The sequence below is a fragment of the Streptomyces wedmorensis genome (genome assembly GCF_000716445.1).
Lineage (GTDB): Bacteria > Actinomycetota > Actinomycetes > Streptomycetales > Streptomycetaceae > Streptomyces > Streptomyces wedmorensis.
In genome coordinates, this window is record NZ_JNWK01000043.1 from 43,790 (window position 1) to 60,276 (window position 16,487).

The following is a 16,487-nucleotide window of genomic DNA, read 5'->3' on the forward strand; positions in this document are numbered from 1 at the left end:
TGCCGTGCTCACCCGGGCGCGGGGCGCCCGTCGCCCACCGGTGGCCGACCGGTCCCCTCGAGTCCGTAGACACGGATCGCGTTGCCGCGGAACACCGCGTCCTTCTCCGCCGTGTCGAGCGCGTGCACGAGTGTCTCGGCGATCCCGACGACCGTCGCGTAGTCGGCCGCCAGGGTGCAGACCGGCCAGTCGGAGCCGAACAGCAGCCGACCCGGGCCGAAGGCGTCGAGCGCTGTGTCGGCGTACGGCACCAGGTCCTCGGTGCGCCGGGCTCCGGGGGCGGCCTCGGTGACGAGGCCGGAGAGCTTGGCGACCGTGTTGGGGAGGGCCGCCAGACGACCGAGGTCGGCCGCCCAGGGGCCGGGCTCGCCACCGGCGATCGGCGGCTTGCCGAGATGGTCGAGGACGAACGTCAGGCCTGGGACCCAGGCCGCTGCCGCAGTCGCGGCGGGCAGCTGGCGCGGCGTGACGACGAGGTCGTACACGAGCCCCGCCTCCGCGACGGCGGCCAGTCCGCGCCGTACGTCGGGACGGAGCAGCCACTCGGGGTCGGGCTCCTCCTGGACCTGGTGACGAATGCCGACGAGACGGTCTCCCCCTGGCCCCTCACGCAGGGCGGCGATCGCGTCGACGACGCCCGGCGCGGTGAGGTCGACCCAGCCGACGACTCCCGCGATCAGGTCGCTGCCGGCCGCGAGGGTCAGCATCTCGGGCGTCTCCTCGGGGACGCAGACGGTCTGTACGAGGACGGTGCCGACCACGCCCGCCGCCCGCGCCTCCGTCGCGAGGTCGTCCATCGAGAAGCTGCGGGCCAGTGGGGCGAGGGCGTCGCCGGTGATCCAGGGCTGCGACCGGATCGCCAGGTCCCAGACGTGATGGTGGGCGTCGATGATCTCCCGGGTCGTCACAGCCGCCACACCACCGGGAGTCCGGCCTCGGCCCCCGCCGAGGAGTAGTCGTGGACGGTGTCGAGGAGTTCAGCCATCTCCGCCTGCCAGGCGATGTTGACCGGGAGGGATTCCAGCTCCGCCAGGAGGCGGGCGTAGTCCTCGCAGTCGAGTACGTGGAAGAGCTCGCGGTCGCTGCGCCAGATGGTCCACGACGTGACGCCCGCGGCCCTGATGGCGGCGGTGAGTTCGGCCGGTACGGCGCGGTGGGCCGCCTCGTACTCGTCGATCCGGCCCGCGCGGAGGCGGGTGTGCAGGGCGATCCTCATGGCTGCTCCGTGGGCGTGGGGTCGACGATGACGACGTCCAGGGCGCGGGGACCGTGGACGCCTTCCACCCGGTCGAGTTCGATGTCGCTGGTGGCGGACGGGCCGGAGACGAAGGTGAGCGGGTGTTGTGGGTCGAGGCGGGCGAGGGCGTCGGGGAGATCGTCGGCGATCTGCTCGGCGCGGACGACGCACAGGTGGTAGTCGGGGACGAGGGTGAGGGCGCGCCGGCCCTGGCCGGGGCCGGTGTCCAGGACGATCGTTCCGGTGACCGCGATCCCCGCGGCGGCCAGCGTGATCGCTCCGTCCAGGGCGTCCAGCTCGGGGACGTCCAGGGGCTCGGCGTGCCACTTCCACGCGCCGGTCGGCAGCATGGCGGCGGGGAACCCCCGGGGCACGGCCAGGTTCCGGGCGCCGCGCCCGCCGAGCGCCGCCGCGAGGGCGAGAGGGAGCCCGGCCTCGTCGGTCCGGATGACGTTCGCGCGGTAGTCGGCGACCCGTTCCGCGAACAGGGCGACGACGTCCTGCCCGGGCTCGACGTGGCGGCGGCGGTAGGCACGCGGGACGGGCACGTCCTCGGGCCGTTCCTCGGCTGCTACGTCGGCGAGGGCGGCGCGGATACGGCCGAGGACGGCGTCGCGGCTGCTCACGGGCGCTCCTCCTTCCGGTTCTTGCGCCACCAAGTGCGGAAGGACTCCGCAGGCGGTGCGGGAGTGTCGCGGGTGTCCGACCAGCCGCTGAGCGGTCCCGGCAGGCGGCCGATGCGGCCCTCGCGGGCCAGGACCTTGCCGCCGAGGGCGGCGGCGCGTTGCGCGGCTGCGAGCAGGCGCGGGGAGTCGAGGACGGTGGCCGCCGCCTTCATGGCGAGCGCTTCGGCGGATGCCCTGCCCTTCCCCTCGACCGCCTTGACGCGGAGGTGGGTGAGGACCTCCGGGATGTTGATCTTGACGGGGCAGGCGTCGTAGCAGGCTCCGCACAGGGTGGAGGCGAAGGGGAGGGAGGCGGCGTTCTCCACCCCTACGAGTTGGGGGGTGAGGACGGCGCCGATCGGCCCGGGGTAGACGGAGCCGTAGGCGTGGCCGCCGGTGCGCTCGAAGACGGGGCAGACGTTCAGGCAGGCGGAGCAGCGGATGCAGGCGAGTGCCTGGCGGCCGGTCTCGTCGGCGAGGGTGTCGGTGCGGCCGTTGTCGAGCAGGACGAGATGGAAGTCCCGGGGGCCGTCGCCTTCGGTCGTTCCGGTCCAGGTCGAGGTGTAGGGGTTCATGCGCTCGCCGGTGGAGGAGCGGGGCAGGAGTTGCAGGAACACCTCCAGGTCCTGCCAGGTGGGGATCACTTTCTCGATGCCCATGACCGTGATGAGGGTCTCGGGCAGGGTGAGGCACATGCGGCCGTTGCCCTCGGACTCGACGACCATCACGGTTCCGGTGTCGGCGACGGCGAAGTTGGCGCCGGAGACGGCGACCTTGGCGGTGAGGAACTTCTCCCGCAGGTGCAGGCGCGCGGCCTCGGCGAGCTCACGCGGGTCGTCGCTCAGATCCTCGGGGGCGGGCTGCCCCCAGTGGCCCATCTCGGCGACGAAGAGGTCGCGGACCTCGGTGCGGTTCTTGTGGATCGCGGGGACCAGGATGTGGGAGGGCCGGTCGTCGCCGAGCTGGACGATGAGCTCGGCCAGGTCGGTCTCGTAGGCGGTGATGCCGACCTCGGCGAGGTGTTCGTTGAGGCCGATCTCCTGGGTGGCCATGGACTTGACCTTGACCACCTCCGACTCGCCGGTGGCGCGGACGAGTTCGGTGACGATGCGGTTGGCCTCGGCGGCGTCGGAGGCCCAGTGGACGGTTCCGCCCGCCGCGGTGACCGAGGCCTCCAGCGCCAGCAGGTAGTGGTCCAGGTGGCGTGAGACCCGCTTCTTGATCGCGGCGGCGGAGTCGCGCAGCTCCTCCCAGTCGTCCAGCTCGGCCGCCACCGCGAGTCGCTTGTCGCGGATGGTGCCGGTGGCCCGCTTGAGGTTCGCACGCAGCTGTTCGTCCGCGAGGGCGGTGCGTGCCGCCTCGGGGAAGGCCGGGGAGCCCAGCCAGATCACGCCGCGGCTCCGGGGATCGCTCACCACGGCTCTCCCTCGGTGCTCGCCAGGATTTCGGCCAGGTGCATGCTCCGGACCCGGTCGCCCTGTCGGGAGAGGCCGCCGCCGATGTGCAGGAGGCAGGAGTTGTCGGCGGCGCACAGCACCTCGGCGCCGCTGGCGCGGACGGCGGCGGTCTTGTCGGCGAGCATGACGTTCGACGTGTCGGCGTTCTTGACCGCGAAGGTGCCGCCGAAGCCGCAGCAGGAGTCGGCGGAGGGCAGGTCGACGAGTTCGAGGCCGTCGACCGCGCTCAGCAGGCGCTGGGGCCGGTCGCCCAGCCGCAGGCCGCGCAGCGAGTGGCAGGTGGGGTGGTAGGCGACCCGGCGGGGGAAGTGCGCGCCGACGTCGGTGACGCCCAGGACGTCGGTGAGGAACTCGGTGAACTCATGCACCCGGGGCATCAGTTCGTCCACCTGCCGCTGGAGGGCGGTGTCCCCGTACTGCTCGGCGAGGAGCGGGTGGTTCTCCCGTACCATCCCGGCGCAGGACGCGGACGGGGTGACCACGGCGTCGTACTCGGCGAAGGTCCGGGCGAAACGGGTCACCAGCGGCGCGGCGTCCCGGCGGTAGCCGGTGTTGAAGTGCATCTGCCCGCAGCAGGTCTGCTCCGTCGGGAAGTCGACGGTGTGGCCGAGGCGTTCGAGGACGCTCACCACGGCGCGTCCGCTGCCGGGGAAGAGGGTGTCGTTGAAGCAGGTGATGAACAATGCGACGCGCATCAGCCCGTCCCCTCGGGGGTCGGGACGTCGGCGGGGAGTAGTCCGCGTTCCTTGAGTTCCGCCCACAGCGCGGCCGGCACGGGGGTGCGGACCATGGCGGCGGCGTCCTGCGCCTCGGCGGCGCTGCGCGCCCCGACCAGGACGCTCGTGACGGCCCGGTGCCCGAACGGGAAGCGCAGGGCGGCGGCGCGCAAGGGTACGCCGTGGTCCTCGCACACGGTCCTGAGCGCGATGGCGCGGGCCAGTACGTCGTCGGGGGCGGTGACGTAGTCGAAGGTGGCGCCGGGGCGGGGGTCGGCGAGCAGTCCGGAGTTGAAGACGCCTCCGACGACCACGTCGACCCCGCGCTCGGCGGCCAGGGGGAGGAGTTCCGTGAGCCCGCGCTGGTCGAGCAGGGTATAGCGGCCGGCGAGCAGGACGGTGTCGATGTCGGTCTCGCGGACGAAGCGGGCGAGGAGCCCGGCCTGGTTCATGCCGACGCCGATCGCGCCCACGATTCCTTCCGCGCGCAGCGCCTCCAGCGCGGGATACGCCTCGGTCAGAGCCTGCTCGGCGTGGTCGTCAGGATCGTGTACGTAGACGAGGTCGATCCGGTCAAGACCCAGCCGCTCAAGGCTGGCCTCCAGACTCCTGCGTACGCCGTCGGCGGTGAAGTCCCAGACTCGCTCGTGAGTGGCCGGGACGGCGAAACCGTTGGCCAGGTCGTCGCCGGTCGTCTCCGTACGGGGGCTAAGCAGCCGGCCGACCTTGGTGGAGACGACGTACTCGTCCCTGGGCAGACCGCGCAGCGCGGCGCCGAGGCGCCGTTCGGACAGGCCGAGGCCGTAGTGCGGGGCGGTGTCGAAGTACCGTACGCCGCCTTCCCAGGCGGCCGACACGGCCTGCTCCGCCTGGGCGTCGCTCACCGGGGTGAACAGGTTCCCGATCCCGGCGGCACCGAAGGCGAGTTCGCTCACGCGCAGTGTGCCGCGGCCGAGTGGATTGTCGCGCAGGCTCATGGCTTCGGCTCCGGGCGCAGGCGCAGGCCGGCCATTCCGCCGTCGACGGCGAGTGCGGTGCCGGTGACGGAGGAGGCGGAGGGTGAGGCGAGGTAGGCGATGGCGGCGGCGACCTCGTCGGCGGTGACGAGCCGGCCGGTGGGCTGGCGGGCGTCGAGCGCCGCGCGTTCGGCGGCGGGGTCGGGCGCCTGGTCGAGGAGCCGGCCCACCCAGGGCGTGTCGACGGTGCCGGGGTTGACGCAATTGACGCGGATGCCCTCGCGGACGTGGTCCGCCGCCATGGCGAGGGTCAGGGACAGGACGGCGCCCTTGCTCGCCGAGTACAGCGCGCGCTGCGGGAGTCCCGCGGTGGCAGCGATGGAGCAGGTGTTGACCACGGCGGCGGCCGTCGAACGGCGCAGGTACGGGAGGGCGGCGCGGGTGGTGCGGACGATGCCGAGCACGTTCACGTCCAGGACACGGTGCCACTGCTCGTCGTCGTTGTCCTCCACGGTGCCGGCGGCGCCGATGCCGGCGTTGTTGACGAGGATGTCGATGCCGCCGAGCCGTTCGGCCGCCCCCTCGACGGCCGAGCGGACGGAGGCATCGTCGGCGACGTCGGCGGTGAAGCCGTGCAGGGGGCCGCCGGCGCCGCTCGGGTCGAGGTCGAGGACGGCGACGTCCGCCCCGCGCTCGTGCAGGAGCCGGGCGGTGGCCAGTCCGATACCGGAGGCGCCTCCGGTGACGAGGGCGGTGAGTCCGCCGAGGTCGAGGGTCATGCCGGTTCCTCCGTGTCCGCACCGGCCGTGGTCGCGGCGGCTGCATCGGCTTCGGCCGCAACGACTGAGGCTGCTTGGGCTGCGGCGTCCGCAGCCCAGAAGGTGCCGTGGGGATAAGTGAACGTGTCGATGGTGCTCTGGTACAGGGTGGCGGAGAAGCCGGGCGTGGTGGGTGCCCGGTAGTGACCGGCCTCGATGACGACGGGGTCGACGAAGTGCTCGTGGAGATGGTCGACGTACTCGACGACGCGGTCCTCGACCGTGCCCGACAGGGCCACGTAGTCGAACATCGAGAGGTGCTGGACGAGTTCGCACAGGCCCACGCCGCCCGCGTGCGGGCAGACGGGTACGCCGAACTTGGCGGCGAGCAGCAGGATCGCGAGGTTCTCGTTGACACCGGCCACGCGGGCGGAGTCCAGCTGGAGCACGTCGATGGCGTCGGCCTGGAGGAGCTGCTTGAAGACGATCCGGTTCTGTACGTGCTCGCCGGTGGCGACCTTGACCGGGTGGACGCCCTGCCGGACGGCGGCGTGACCGAGGATGTCGTCGGGGCTGGTGGGCTCCTCGATCCAGTACGGGTCGAACTCGGCGAGCGCCCTCGTCCAGGTGATGGCCTCGGCGACGTTCCACCGCTGGTTGGCGTCGATCGCCATCCGGATGTCCGGTCCCACTGCCGCGCGGGCGGCGCGGCAGCGGCGGATGTCGTCCGCCAGGTCGGCGCCGACCTTCAGCTTGATCTGGGTGAAGCCGTCGGCGACGGCCTCCCGGGCGAGGCGGGTGAGCTTCTCGTCGGAGTAGCCGAGCCAGCCGGGCGAGGTCGTGTACGCCGGGTAGCCCCGCTCGCGCAGCCGCATTGCCCGCTCGCGCGCGCCCTGCCTGCCCTTGGTCAGGAGCTCCAGTGCCTCGGCGGGTGTCAGGGCGTCCTCGATGTAGCGGAAGTCGATCTGCCCCACCAGCCATTCGGGTTCCGCGTCGGCGAGGAGCCGCCACAGCGGCTTGCCCTCGCGTTTGGCGGCGAGGTCCCACACCGCGTTGACGACGGCGCCGATCGCCATGTGCATCACGCCCTTCTCGGGGCCGAGCCAGCGCAGCTGGCTGTCGCCGATCAGGTCGCGGTACAGGGAGCCGGGGTCGGCGCACAGCTCGTCGACCGGCCGGCCGAGCACGTGCTCGCGCAGCGCGCCGATGGCGGCGACCTGGACGTCGTTTCCGCGCCCGATGGTGAAGGTGAAGCCGTGGCCTTCAGCGCCGTCTTCCGCGTCGGTGCGCAGGACGAGGTAGGCGGCGGAATAGTCGGGGTCGGGGTTCATCGCGTCGGAGCCGTCGAGCTCGCGCGAGGTGGGGAAGCGTATGTCGTACGTGTCGAGGGCGGTGATCCGCGCGGCGTGTGCGCTCAACGTGGTGCCTTTCAGGCGTGTGCGAAGGTCTGACGCTGGGTGCCGAGGCCGTCGATGGACAGCTCGACCACATCGCCCGCGCGCAGGTAGGGGGTGCCGGGCAGGCCGAGGGCCACGCCGGCCGGGGTGCCGGTGTTGATGACGTCGCCGGGGTTGAGCACCATGTACTGACTCAGGTACCAGACGACGTGGGTGACATCGAAGATCATGTTCTTGGTGTGGCCGTTCTGGCGCGTGTCGCCGTTGACGGCGAGCCGGAGGCCCAGCGCCTGGGGGTCGCCGGCCTCGTCCGGGGTGACCAGCCACGGCCCCAGCGGGTTGAACGTCTCGCAGGACTTGCCGAGGTCCCACTGCCCGGAGTACTCCAGCTGGAACTCCCGCTCCGAGACGTCGTTGCTGATCGCGTACCCCGCGACATGGCCGAGGGACTGCTCGGGCGAGCTGAGGTACTGGGCGCGGCGACCGATCACGACGGCGAGCTCCACCTCCCAGTCCGTCTTCACCGAACCGCGCGGGATGAGCACCTGGTCGCAGGGCCCGACAACGGTGGCCGGATCCTTCATGAACACCACCGGCCGCTCCGGCACGGGGACGCCGGTCTCCGCGGCATGGTCGCGGTAGTTGAGCCCGATGCACACGATCTTGCCGGGGCGGGCGACAGGGGCGGCGATCCGCTGTCCTTCCGTGTCGAGGGGCGGCAGCGTGCCTTCCGCGAGCGCCCGCCGGACGCGGTCGACGCCGTCGGAGGCGAGGAACGCCCCGTCGATGTCGGCGGTGAGTCCGGTGAGCGCGTGGACGGTGCCGTCGTCGCCGAGGACCGCCGGGATCTCTGCCCCCGGGTCACCGACGCGCAATAGCCTCATGGTCCGTCTCCTGTCCTTGTGTCGGGAGGGCGAGCTGTCGCCTCACCAATACATCGGATGAATCTGCTTGCCCAGGACCATACGAGTCCGAGCCGCGCGGCCGCAAGAAGACATCCGATGTCTGTGGATCAAATCCGTCCATCGCCTCCCACCGGCGCGGTTCACCAGCAGGCGACCCGACTTCACCACCCCAGCCGAGCACGCGAGGAAGCGGTCACGAGAGATCCGCTCCCACCTCTTGTCAGCCGGGTTCCCGGCTCGTATGGTCCTCGTTACCCGGAAGTCATCGGATGACTTCAGAGGCGCGATCCACGTCGTAGGCCCCCAGAACCACCAGGTCACCCGCCTCTCCCGCGGTCCTCCCCCGTCGCCCCGGACACCACTGGCTCACGCCCACCCCGCACGGGTACGCCGGCATCCCAGCAAGGAGATCCCCAGCATGAAGCCCCGCTCCGTCAGAATCGCGGCCATGGCCGCCACCGTGGTCGCCGTGGCCGGTCTCGGTACCGCCTGCAACCGGGAGGGCGCCGACTCCGGCTCCGGCGGCAAGGCCGCCATCGGCATCGATCTCCCGCGGGCGGACTCCGACTTCTGGAACTCCTACGCCCAGTACATCGGCAGCGAGACCAAGGCCCTCGGCCTCGACACGCTGCCGGTGAGCAACTCGCAGAACGACGTGACCAAGCTGGTCGCCAACGTCCAGGTCCTCCAGAACACCGGCGCCAAGGCCGTTGTCATGGCCCCGCAGGACACCGGTGCGATCGCCTCCACCCTCGATCGGCTCGAAGCCGCGAAGATCCCGGTGGTCAGCGTCGACACCCGCCCCGACAAGGGGAACGTCTACATGGTGGTGCGCGCCGACAACAAGGCGTACGGCACCAAGGCCTGCGAGTTCCTCGGCAAGCAGCTCGGCGGCAAGGGCAAGGTCGCCGAGCTCCAGGGGGCGCTCGACTCCGTCAACGGCCGCGACCGGTCCGAGGCCTTCGCCGCCTGCATGAAGGAGAAGTTCCCCGGCATCCAGGTCATCGAGCTGGCCACCGACTGGAAGGGCGACGTCGCCTCGGCGAAGCTCCAGTCGACCCTCACCGCGCACCCGGACCTCAAGGGCGTCTACATGCAGGCCGGCGGCGTCTTCCTGCAGCCGACCCTCACCCTGCTCCAGCAGAAGGGCCTGCTCAAACCGGCCGGAACGCCCGGGCACATCGCCATCGTCTCCAACGACGGCATCCCGGCCGAGTTCGACGCGATCCGCAAGGGCCAGATCGACGCGACCGTCTCCCAGCCCGCCGACCTGTACGCCAAGTACGCCCTGTACTACGCCAAGGCGGCCACCGAGGGCAAGACCTTCAAGCCGGGCCCCACCGACCACGACTCCACCATCGTCGAGCTGCCCAACGGTCTGGAGGACCAGCTTCCCGCCCCGCTGGTCACCAAGGACAACGTGGACGACAAGTCCCTCTGGGGCAACACCATCGGCTAGGCCCTCTCTTCCGGAGCTTGCCGGTCAAGCCCCGCCCACAGGCCCCGTGAGCGGCGGGCGGTCACACAACGCCCCGCCCGCGCGCCCACCGCTCACGGTCACCGCGGAAAGGAAACCCCCCGCCATGGCGGACTCCAGCCCCGTCCGGGCCCCCGTCGTCGAAGCCGACGGCATCAGCAAGCGCTTCGGCGTCACGGTCGCGCTCAAGGACGCCCGCATCAGCGTCGCACCCGGCGAGTCACACGCCCTGGTGGGCCGCAACGGTGCCGGCAAGTCCACGCTCGTCTCCCTCCTCACCGGCCTGCAGAGTCCGGACACCGGCACCCTGCGGTTCGGCGGGGAGCCCGCCCCCGCCCTCGGCGACACCCGTGCCTGGCGCTCCCGGGTCGCCTGCGTCTACCAGCGCTCCACGATCATCCCCGCCCTCACCGTCGCCGAGAACCTCTTCCTGGACCGGCAGAGCAACGGGCCGCTCCGCCCCATCAGCTGGAAGCGACTGCGACACCGCGCCACGGAGCTGCTCGCCGAGTACGGAGTGGACGTCGACCCCGACGCGCGCGCCGAGGACCTGACGGTGGAGCAGCGCCAGTTCGTCGAGATCGCCCGGGCACTGTCCTTCGGCGCCCGGTTCATCATCCTCGACGAACCCACCGCGAAGCTCGACGCGCGCGGGATCGACCGGCTCTTCGGCAAGCTGCGCGCGCTCCAGGAGCAGGGTGTCGCCTTCCTGTTCATCTCGCACCACCTCCAGGAGGTGTACGAGCTGTGCGGCACGGTGACCGTCTACCGGGACGCCCGCCACATCGTCACCGCGCCCGTCGCGGAGCTCGACCGGCGGGCCCTGGTGGAGGCGATGACCGGTGAGAGTTCCAGGAGGGCGGAACCCGGCCGGCCGGTGAGCGGCACCAGTCGGCCGGACGGGCCTGCCCTGCTCGACGTGGCAGGCCTCGGCCTGTCCGGCAGCTACCAGGACGTCTCCCTCACCGCGCACGCGGGTGAGGTGGTGGGGCTGGCCGGAGCCGCCGCCAGCGGCAACGTCCGGCTCGGCGAGACCCTCGCCGGTCTGCGCCGGCCCGACAGCGGCACGATCACCGTGGCGGGCCGCGCGGTCCGCACCGGGCAGGTCCCCGCCGCGCTGGCGGCCGGCATCGGCTTCGTACCAGAGGACCGGCACATCCAGGGCCTCGTCCCACAGCGGAGCGTCGCCGAGAACGCCACCCTGACCGTGACCGGCCAACTGGGTCCGTACGGCCTGGTACTGCCGTCGAGGACACGGGCCTTCGCCGAGCGCATGATCGACGACCTCGACATCAAGACTCCCGGCCCCGCCGCCCCCGTCACCGCCCTGTCCGGCGGCAATCAGCAGAAGGTCGTCATCGCCCGCGCGCTGGCCACCGCGCCACACGTCCTGGTCGCGATCCGTCCGACCAACGGCGTGGACGTCAAGTCCAAGGAATCCCTGCTCGGCACCGTCCGCCGGGTCGCCGACAAGGGCCGGACCGCCGTGATCGTCTCCGACGAACTCGACGACCTGCGCGTCTGCGACCGGGTCGTGGCCATGTTCCACGGCCGGGTGGTAGCGGAGTTCGCGCACGGATGGAGCGACGAAGAACTGGTCGCGGCCATGGAAGGCATGGCCGTCCCGACCGAGAAGCCGACCGAGAAGGAACACCATGTCCCCCACCCTTGAGTTGCGCGAGCCGCCGACGGCCACCGTCCCCGAGTCCGCCGGCAGACGCTTCGAACTGGCACGGTTCCGCGATCTGTCGCTGGTTCCCGTGCTCCTCGTCCTGGGCGTCATCGGTTTCATCGTCTCGCCCGCCTTCCTCACGTCGGACAACCTGCTCGGCGTGGGCCAGCAGGCCACCGAGCTGAGCCTGCTGGTCCTGGCTCAGGCGTTGATCCTGATCATCGGCCGGATGGACCTCTCTCTGGAGTCCACCATCGGCCTCGCGCCGGTCGTCGCCGTGTGGCTGGTGCTGCCCGACTACGGGGCGAGGTTCACCGGCCTCGGGCTGTTCCCGGAGTGGACGTCCGTCCCCCTCTGTCTGCTGGTGGGCGCGATCATCGGGGCGATCAACGGGTTCCTCATCCTCAAGCTGCGGCTCAACGGCTTCATCGTCACGCTGGGCGGGCTCACCCTGCTCCGGGGTCTGCAGATCGCCATCTCCGAGGGGCAGTCGATCGTCAACGTGCCCGCCTCCTTCAGCTACCTCGGGCGCGCGAGCTGGTTCGGCGTCCCCGCGGCGGTGTGGATCTGCGCGGTGCTGTTCCTGCTCGGCGGCTCGGCTCTCGCCTGGCTGCGGCACGGACGCGCGCTCTACGCGATCGGCGGCAACGCGGAGGCGGCCCGCGCCGCGGGCATCCGCGTGGACCGGATCGTCTGGACGGTGCTCATCCTGGGCAGTCTGCTCGCCGCCTTCGCCGGCATCCTCTACACCGGCCACTACGGCTCCATCTCCGCCGACCAGGGCAGCGGCTGGATCTTCCAGGTCTTCGCGGCCACCGTCATCGGCGGTGTCAGCCTGAACGGCGGCCGTGGCACGCTCTTCGGCGCCCTCACCGGTGTGCTGACGCTCCAGCTCGTGGTCAACGTCATGACGCTGGCCGGCGTACCACCGCTGTGGAACCAGTTCCTCAACGGCGCGATCATCATCGTCGCGCTGATCATCTCTCGCTTCGCCTCCGGCGAGAAGCAGGAATGACATCACGCCCCCGGGGCGGTCGGCGAGCCGTCGGAGCGGCGTGTCCCCTCAGGGACGCGCCGCTCCGACGTCACTCCCTGCCGTCCCCCTCACCCCGCCCATGAGGGAGTCCCACGATGGCCGTGACCGACCAGGCGATCGAGAAGATCAAGGAGATGATCGTCCGCGGTGCTCTCCGGCCCGGTGCCAAGCTGCCGAACGAAGCCGATCTCGCCGACCAGCTCGGACTGTCCCGCAGCTCGCTGCGCGAGGCCGTCCGGGCGCTCACCGCGATGCGTATCCTGGTCCCCCGGCAGGGCGACGGGACGTACGTCTCCGGGCTCGAACCGCACATTCTCCTCGAATCCCTGTCCTTCGCCGCCGACGTCTCCGAGGGCCACACGGCCCGTCAGCTCCTGGAGGTGCGGCGCCTGCTGGAACCCCAGGTGACCGCGCTGGCGGCCGGCCGGCTCTCCGCGGAACAGCTGGGGACGCTGCGTGCCGTCCTCGACCAGTGCGCAGCGGACATCGGCATCGAAGAGTTCGTCGAACTGGACATGGAGTTCCACCGGATCATCGCCGACGCCGTCGGGAACCCGGTCCTCTCCACCCTGCTCGGCATCCTCTCCACCCACACCCAGCGGCTGCGCATCGTCCGGGGCACGCGCTACGCGCCGGCCCGGCAGCAGGCACACCGCGAGCACGAGGCCATCTGGCGCGCGCTCGCCTCGGGTGACGCCTCGCTCGCCGCGAGCGCCAGCGCCGTGCATGTCGCCGCCGTCGAGCACTGGCTGACGGACGGCACGGCGGCAGACTCCCCCGGCCTCGCCGTGCGCACCCCCTGACACGGAGACGGCGCCCCGACACGCAGAACGGCGCCCGCCGGAAGGCGGGCGCCGTTCGCCGTGGGTGGCTCACTCGGCCAGAGCGAGTCTCCACTTCTGGTTGGCGGCCGTGCTGCACGTCCACTGGATCAGCTGGACGCCGTCGGCGGTCGAGGCCCCCGGCACGTCCAGGCATTTGCCGCCGGCGGACACCAGCCGGTAGACGTCGGCCCCGACGGACTCGAAGCGCCATTGCTGGTGCGTGCCGGTCGAGCAGCCCCACTGCCGGATGACGGCGCCGTCGGTACCGGTCGATCCGGCCGGCACCTCCAGGCACTTGCCGCTGTGTGCGGCGGCCAGGGTGAAGGTCCCGCTCCCGGTGTCGGTGAGCCGCCACCTCTGGTTGGCGGCGCCACCGGGCGTGTACTGGATGACCGCCGCGCCGTCGGCGGTGGAGCCGTCCCGGACGTCGGCCGCCTTGCCGCTGGACATGCTGGTGAGGGTGTACGTGCGGCCGTTCTCCGGCCTCACCGCGCGTGTCCCGGTGACGCGGTACGTGTGGCCCGCGACCGCGGCGAAGGTGATCCGGTCACCGGAGGCGGAGACCGTCTGCGTCTGGCCGGTCGCGGTGTCCACCAAACTGTACGGGTGGGTGAACAGTGCGTCGCGAACGGCGAGTTGCCCGCTGTCTCGCGGTGCGAGGGTGAACTCCGTGCTTCCGTCGGCCTGCCAGGTGGCGCCGACCGTCACGTCACCCCGCGCCTTGAGGCCGCTGACCGAGCCCGCCGACCAGGCGGCGGGCAGGGCCGGCAGCATCCGGATCTCGCCGTTCTGGCTCTGCACCAGCATTTCCGTCATGCCGGCGGTGGCACCGAAGTTGCCGTCGATCTGGAACGGCGGATGGGTGTCGAACAGGTTGGTCAGGGTGCTGCCTCGCAACTGCTCGACGAGCAGCTTGTGCGCGTGGTCGCCGTCGAGGAGTCGCGCCCAGAAGTTGATCTTCCAGGCCTTGGACCAGCCGGTGCCGCCGTCGCCCCGGGCCTTCAGGGAGACCTTGGCGGCTGCCGCGAGCTGGGGGGCCGTGTCGGGCGAGATCTGGTGGCCCGGGTGAAGCGCGTAGAGGTGGGAGACGTGCCGGTGGGTGTCGTTCGGATCGTCCAGATCGGCCTTCCACTCCTGGAGCTGCCCCCAGGAGCCGACCCGCAGGCCCGGGTCGAGCCTTCCGAGCGCGGTGGTGAGTCGGCCCTGCAGCTCCGTGTCCGTGTCGAGCTGCTTCGCGGCGGCGAGGGTGTCGGTGAACAGGCCCTGGACGATCTGCTGGGCCATGGAGGCACCGGCCGTGAAGTCACCGTGCTCGGGCGAGTAGCTGGGGGTCACGACGAGCTTGCCGTCGCGGGGGTCGGTGCGCAGGTTCGCCAGCCAGAATTCGGCCGCGCCCTTGAGCAGCGGGTAGGCCCGGTCGCGCAGGTACGCCTGGTCCTTGTCGAACTGGTACAGGTCGTAGACCTGGGAGGCGAGCCAGCCGTTGGCCTCGGGGAACCAGAAGGCGGTGGACCAGTCGTGCACGCCGGTGAACCCGAAGGGATTGGTCTCGTTCTGTACGACCCAGCCGGGAGAGCCGAACATCTCCGTGGCGCTGACCGTGCCCGCCTGCCTCAGGTTCTCGACGAACGCGGTGAACGGCTCGGCGGTCTCGGCGAGATTGGCCTGGGCTGCCTGCCAGTAGTTCATCTGGACGTTGATGTTGGTGTGGTAGTCGGCGCTCCACGGCGGTGAGGTGGAGTTGTTCCACACGCCCTGCAGGTTCGCCGGCAAAGACCCGGGCCGCGAGGAGGCGATGAGCAGGTAGCGGCCGTACTGGTAGAACAGCGACTCCAGGGCGCGGTCGTCGGAGGAACCGCCACCCGCGTAGGCGGCCAGGAGCTGGTTGGTGGGCTTGTCGGGCATGACCCCGCCGATGTCGAGTCGTACCCGGTCGAACAGCGCTCGGTGGTCGGCTATGTGAGCGCTTTTCAGGCTGTCGTACGAGCGGGCCGCTGCCGCGTCGACGGCGGTCGTCACCTTCGCGTGCGGGTCCGCTCCGCGGTAGGCCGGGTAGGACTGGGCGTAGTCGGTGCCGGCGCTCATCACGAAGGTTGCGCTGTTCGCCCCGGTCACCTTGACCTGTCCGTTGCCGGCGGTGACCGTCCCGCCGTCGGTCATGACGCGGACCTGGGACTCGAAGGTCATGCCGTTGTCGGCGAGCTTGCCCCGAATGGTCAGCCGCCCGCCGTTCGCGGTGGCGGCGAAGTCGCTGCGGGGTGAGGTGTAGCGCAGGGTGAAGGACATCTTCCCGGGACGGTTCGCGCTCAGCCGTCCGGCAATCACGTTGCCGGGGTGGCTGGCGAAGTACTCACGGGTGTAGGCCACGCCCGAGCTGGTGTACGTGACCTTGGCGAGGGCGTCTTCGATGTCGAGGGACCGCCGGTATCCGGTGCCGGACGCGGCGCCACCCGCCATGTCCAGGCGCAGGTCGCCGAAGGTCTGGTGTGCACCGAAACCGGTCTTGGGCTGCCCGAGCCTGCCCGCCACCCAGCCCGGGTCCGCCTTGCCCCTGGCATCGATCTCGTCGACGACCTCCTGAAGCGCGGTCGGTCTGGGCGAGGCCCAGTTGCCGAAGTCGTAGCCGGGGGAGCCGGGGCCGCCGGTCCACAGGGTCTTCTCGTTGAACTGCAGCTGCTCCGAGCTCACGCCCCCGAACACCATGGCGCCCATGGCCCCGTTGCCGATGGGCAGCGCTTCCTTCTCCCAGTCCGCCGCCGGCTGCGCGTACCAGAGGGTGTACGGGTCGGGTGCGGCGGCAGCCGACACGGCGGGCGTCTCGCCGGTGGCGAGCACCGCCGCCACCAGTGCCGTCGTCAGAACACCGGCCCAGGCCGGCCTCCACCATCGTCGTCTCATCTCTCAGGCCTCCTGTAGCGAACCGAGCGCGGCTGTCCGAAGGGCTCAGTTGCAGCACCGGAGTCTGCAATACATCCGATCTATGAGGCAATACCTGTGCAGGAGCATTCACAAGACACCGCCTTGACGCCTTTTACGATTCCCGCACCAGCAGAATCATCGGATCTCTTTTGGTCACGGCAGGGGCGGAACCGGTGTCACCGGAGAGGCGGCCCACCTCGGACCCGACCCGCCCCGACGGCCAAAAGCCGCGGCCGGCCGGCGTCGCGGGGTGCGCCTCTGCGTGCTGCCGGCGAGCGGCAAGGACGAACAGGTCCAGCGCCGGACCCGCGTTCACCGAGGTCACGGCTCGCTCGCGCATGCGCTGTGCAGTCGGTCAGCCACGCCGAAGTGCGGCGGGCAAGCGGTCAGCGCGCCAGCCGGGTGAGGGCGGCGAGCACCGGTGCGACGCCGTCCTCCACGGCCAGGCGGTCGGCCAGCGCGCGGGCA

Annotated in this window: 14 protein-coding genes; 4 read left to right on the top strand and 10 right to left on the bottom strand. The window is 71.2% G+C overall.

Features of this window, described 5'->3' with window-relative positions:
* Positions 1 to 8: 8 nt before the first annotated feature.
* From OO54_RS28970 to OO54_RS29010, 9 genes are read right to left on the bottom strand one after another with little or no spacing between them, the layout of a single operon-like run.
* The gene (locus tag OO54_RS28970) at positions 9 to 908 is read right to left on the bottom strand and encodes an amidohydrolase family protein (protein ID WP_051787261.1); all 900 of its coding nucleotides are present in this window, start codon (positions 906 to 908) and stop codon (positions 9 to 11) included.
* Positions 905 to 1,216, bottom strand: a complete 312-nt coding sequence (locus OO54_RS28975) for an L-rhamnose mutarotase (protein ID WP_033208160.1) — start codon at positions 1,214 to 1,216, stop codon at positions 905 to 907. The genes OO54_RS28970 and OO54_RS28975 overlap by 4 nt, the downstream gene beginning before the upstream one ends.
* Positions 1,213 to 1,863, bottom strand: coding sequence for a LutC/YkgG family protein (locus OO54_RS28980; protein WP_078905389.1), 651 nt, complete (start codon positions 1,861 to 1,863; stop codon positions 1,213 to 1,215). The genes OO54_RS28975 and OO54_RS28980 overlap by 4 nt, the downstream gene beginning before the upstream one ends.
* Positions 1,860 to 3,317: a LutB/LldF family L-lactate oxidation iron-sulfur protein gene (locus OO54_RS28985; protein WP_033208164.1), complete on the bottom strand. Its 1,458-nt coding sequence runs from the start codon at positions 3,315 to 3,317 to the stop codon at positions 1,860 to 1,862. Before OO54_RS28985 ends, OO54_RS28980 begins: the two co-directional genes overlap by 4 nt.
* Entirely contained in the window at positions 3,314 to 4,054 is a 741-nt protein-coding gene (locus tag OO54_RS28990; RefSeq protein WP_033208167.1) for a (Fe-S)-binding protein, read from the bottom strand. Before OO54_RS28990 ends, OO54_RS28985 begins: the two co-directional genes overlap by 4 nt.
* Positions 4,054 to 5,046 (bottom strand): aldo/keto reductase, encoded by a 993-nt coding sequence (locus OO54_RS28995; RefSeq protein ID WP_033208211.1) that lies wholly within the window; start codon positions 5,044 to 5,046, stop codon positions 4,054 to 4,056. The genes OO54_RS28990 and OO54_RS28995 overlap by 1 nt, the downstream gene beginning before the upstream one ends.
* Positions 5,047 to 5,048: 2 nt before the next feature.
* Positions 5,049 to 5,810, bottom strand: a complete 762-nt coding sequence (locus tag OO54_RS29000) for an SDR family NAD(P)-dependent oxidoreductase (RefSeq protein WP_033208168.1) — start codon at positions 5,808 to 5,810, stop codon at positions 5,049 to 5,051.
* On the bottom strand, positions 5,807 to 7,207 hold the full coding sequence (locus OO54_RS29005; protein WP_078905390.1) for an L-fuconate dehydratase: 1,401 nt from the start codon (positions 7,205 to 7,207) through the stop codon (positions 5,807 to 5,809). Before OO54_RS29005 ends, OO54_RS29000 begins: the two co-directional genes overlap by 4 nt.
* Positions 7,208 to 7,218: 11 nt before the next feature.
* Entirely contained in the window at positions 7,219 to 8,070 is an 852-nt protein-coding gene (locus OO54_RS29010; RefSeq protein ID WP_033208171.1) for a fumarylacetoacetate hydrolase family protein, read from the bottom strand.
* A gap of 439 nt (positions 8,071 to 8,509) precedes the next feature.
* Here OO54_RS29010 and OO54_RS29015 point away from each other — a divergent pair, with 439 nt between their 5' ends.
* The 4 genes from OO54_RS29015 to OO54_RS29030 all read left to right on the top strand — a co-directional run bounded on the left by OO54_RS29015 (position 8,510) and on the right by OO54_RS29030 (position 13,079).
* Positions 8,510 to 9,550: a sugar ABC transporter substrate-binding protein gene (locus tag OO54_RS29015; RefSeq protein ID WP_033208175.1), complete on the top strand. Its 1,041-nt coding sequence runs from the start codon at positions 8,510 to 8,512 to the stop codon at positions 9,548 to 9,550.
* A 124-nt stretch (positions 9,551 to 9,674) separates the two neighbouring features.
* Positions 9,675 to 11,240: a sugar ABC transporter ATP-binding protein gene (locus tag OO54_RS29020; protein WP_033208177.1), complete on the top strand. Its 1,566-nt coding sequence runs from the start codon at positions 9,675 to 9,677 to the stop codon at positions 11,238 to 11,240.
* Positions 11,224 to 12,255 (top strand): ABC transporter permease, encoded by a 1,032-nt coding sequence (locus tag OO54_RS29025; protein WP_033208179.1) that lies wholly within the window; start codon positions 11,224 to 11,226, stop codon positions 12,253 to 12,255. The genes OO54_RS29020 and OO54_RS29025 overlap by 17 nt, the downstream gene beginning before the upstream one ends.
* 116 nt (positions 12,256 to 12,371) lie before the next feature.
* The gene (locus tag OO54_RS29030) at positions 12,372 to 13,079 is read left to right on the top strand and encodes a FadR/GntR family transcriptional regulator (RefSeq protein WP_033208181.1); all 708 of its coding nucleotides are present in this window, start codon (positions 12,372 to 12,374) and stop codon (positions 13,077 to 13,079) included.
* A gap of 69 nt (positions 13,080 to 13,148) precedes the next feature.
* Here OO54_RS29030 and OO54_RS29035 read toward each other — a convergent pair whose 3' ends face one another.
* Entirely contained in the window at positions 13,149 to 15,998 is a 2,850-nt protein-coding gene (locus OO54_RS29035) for a glycosyl hydrolase family 95 catalytic domain-containing protein (protein ID WP_051787262.1), read from the bottom strand.
* Positions 15,999 to 16,487 lie beyond the last annotated feature (489 nt).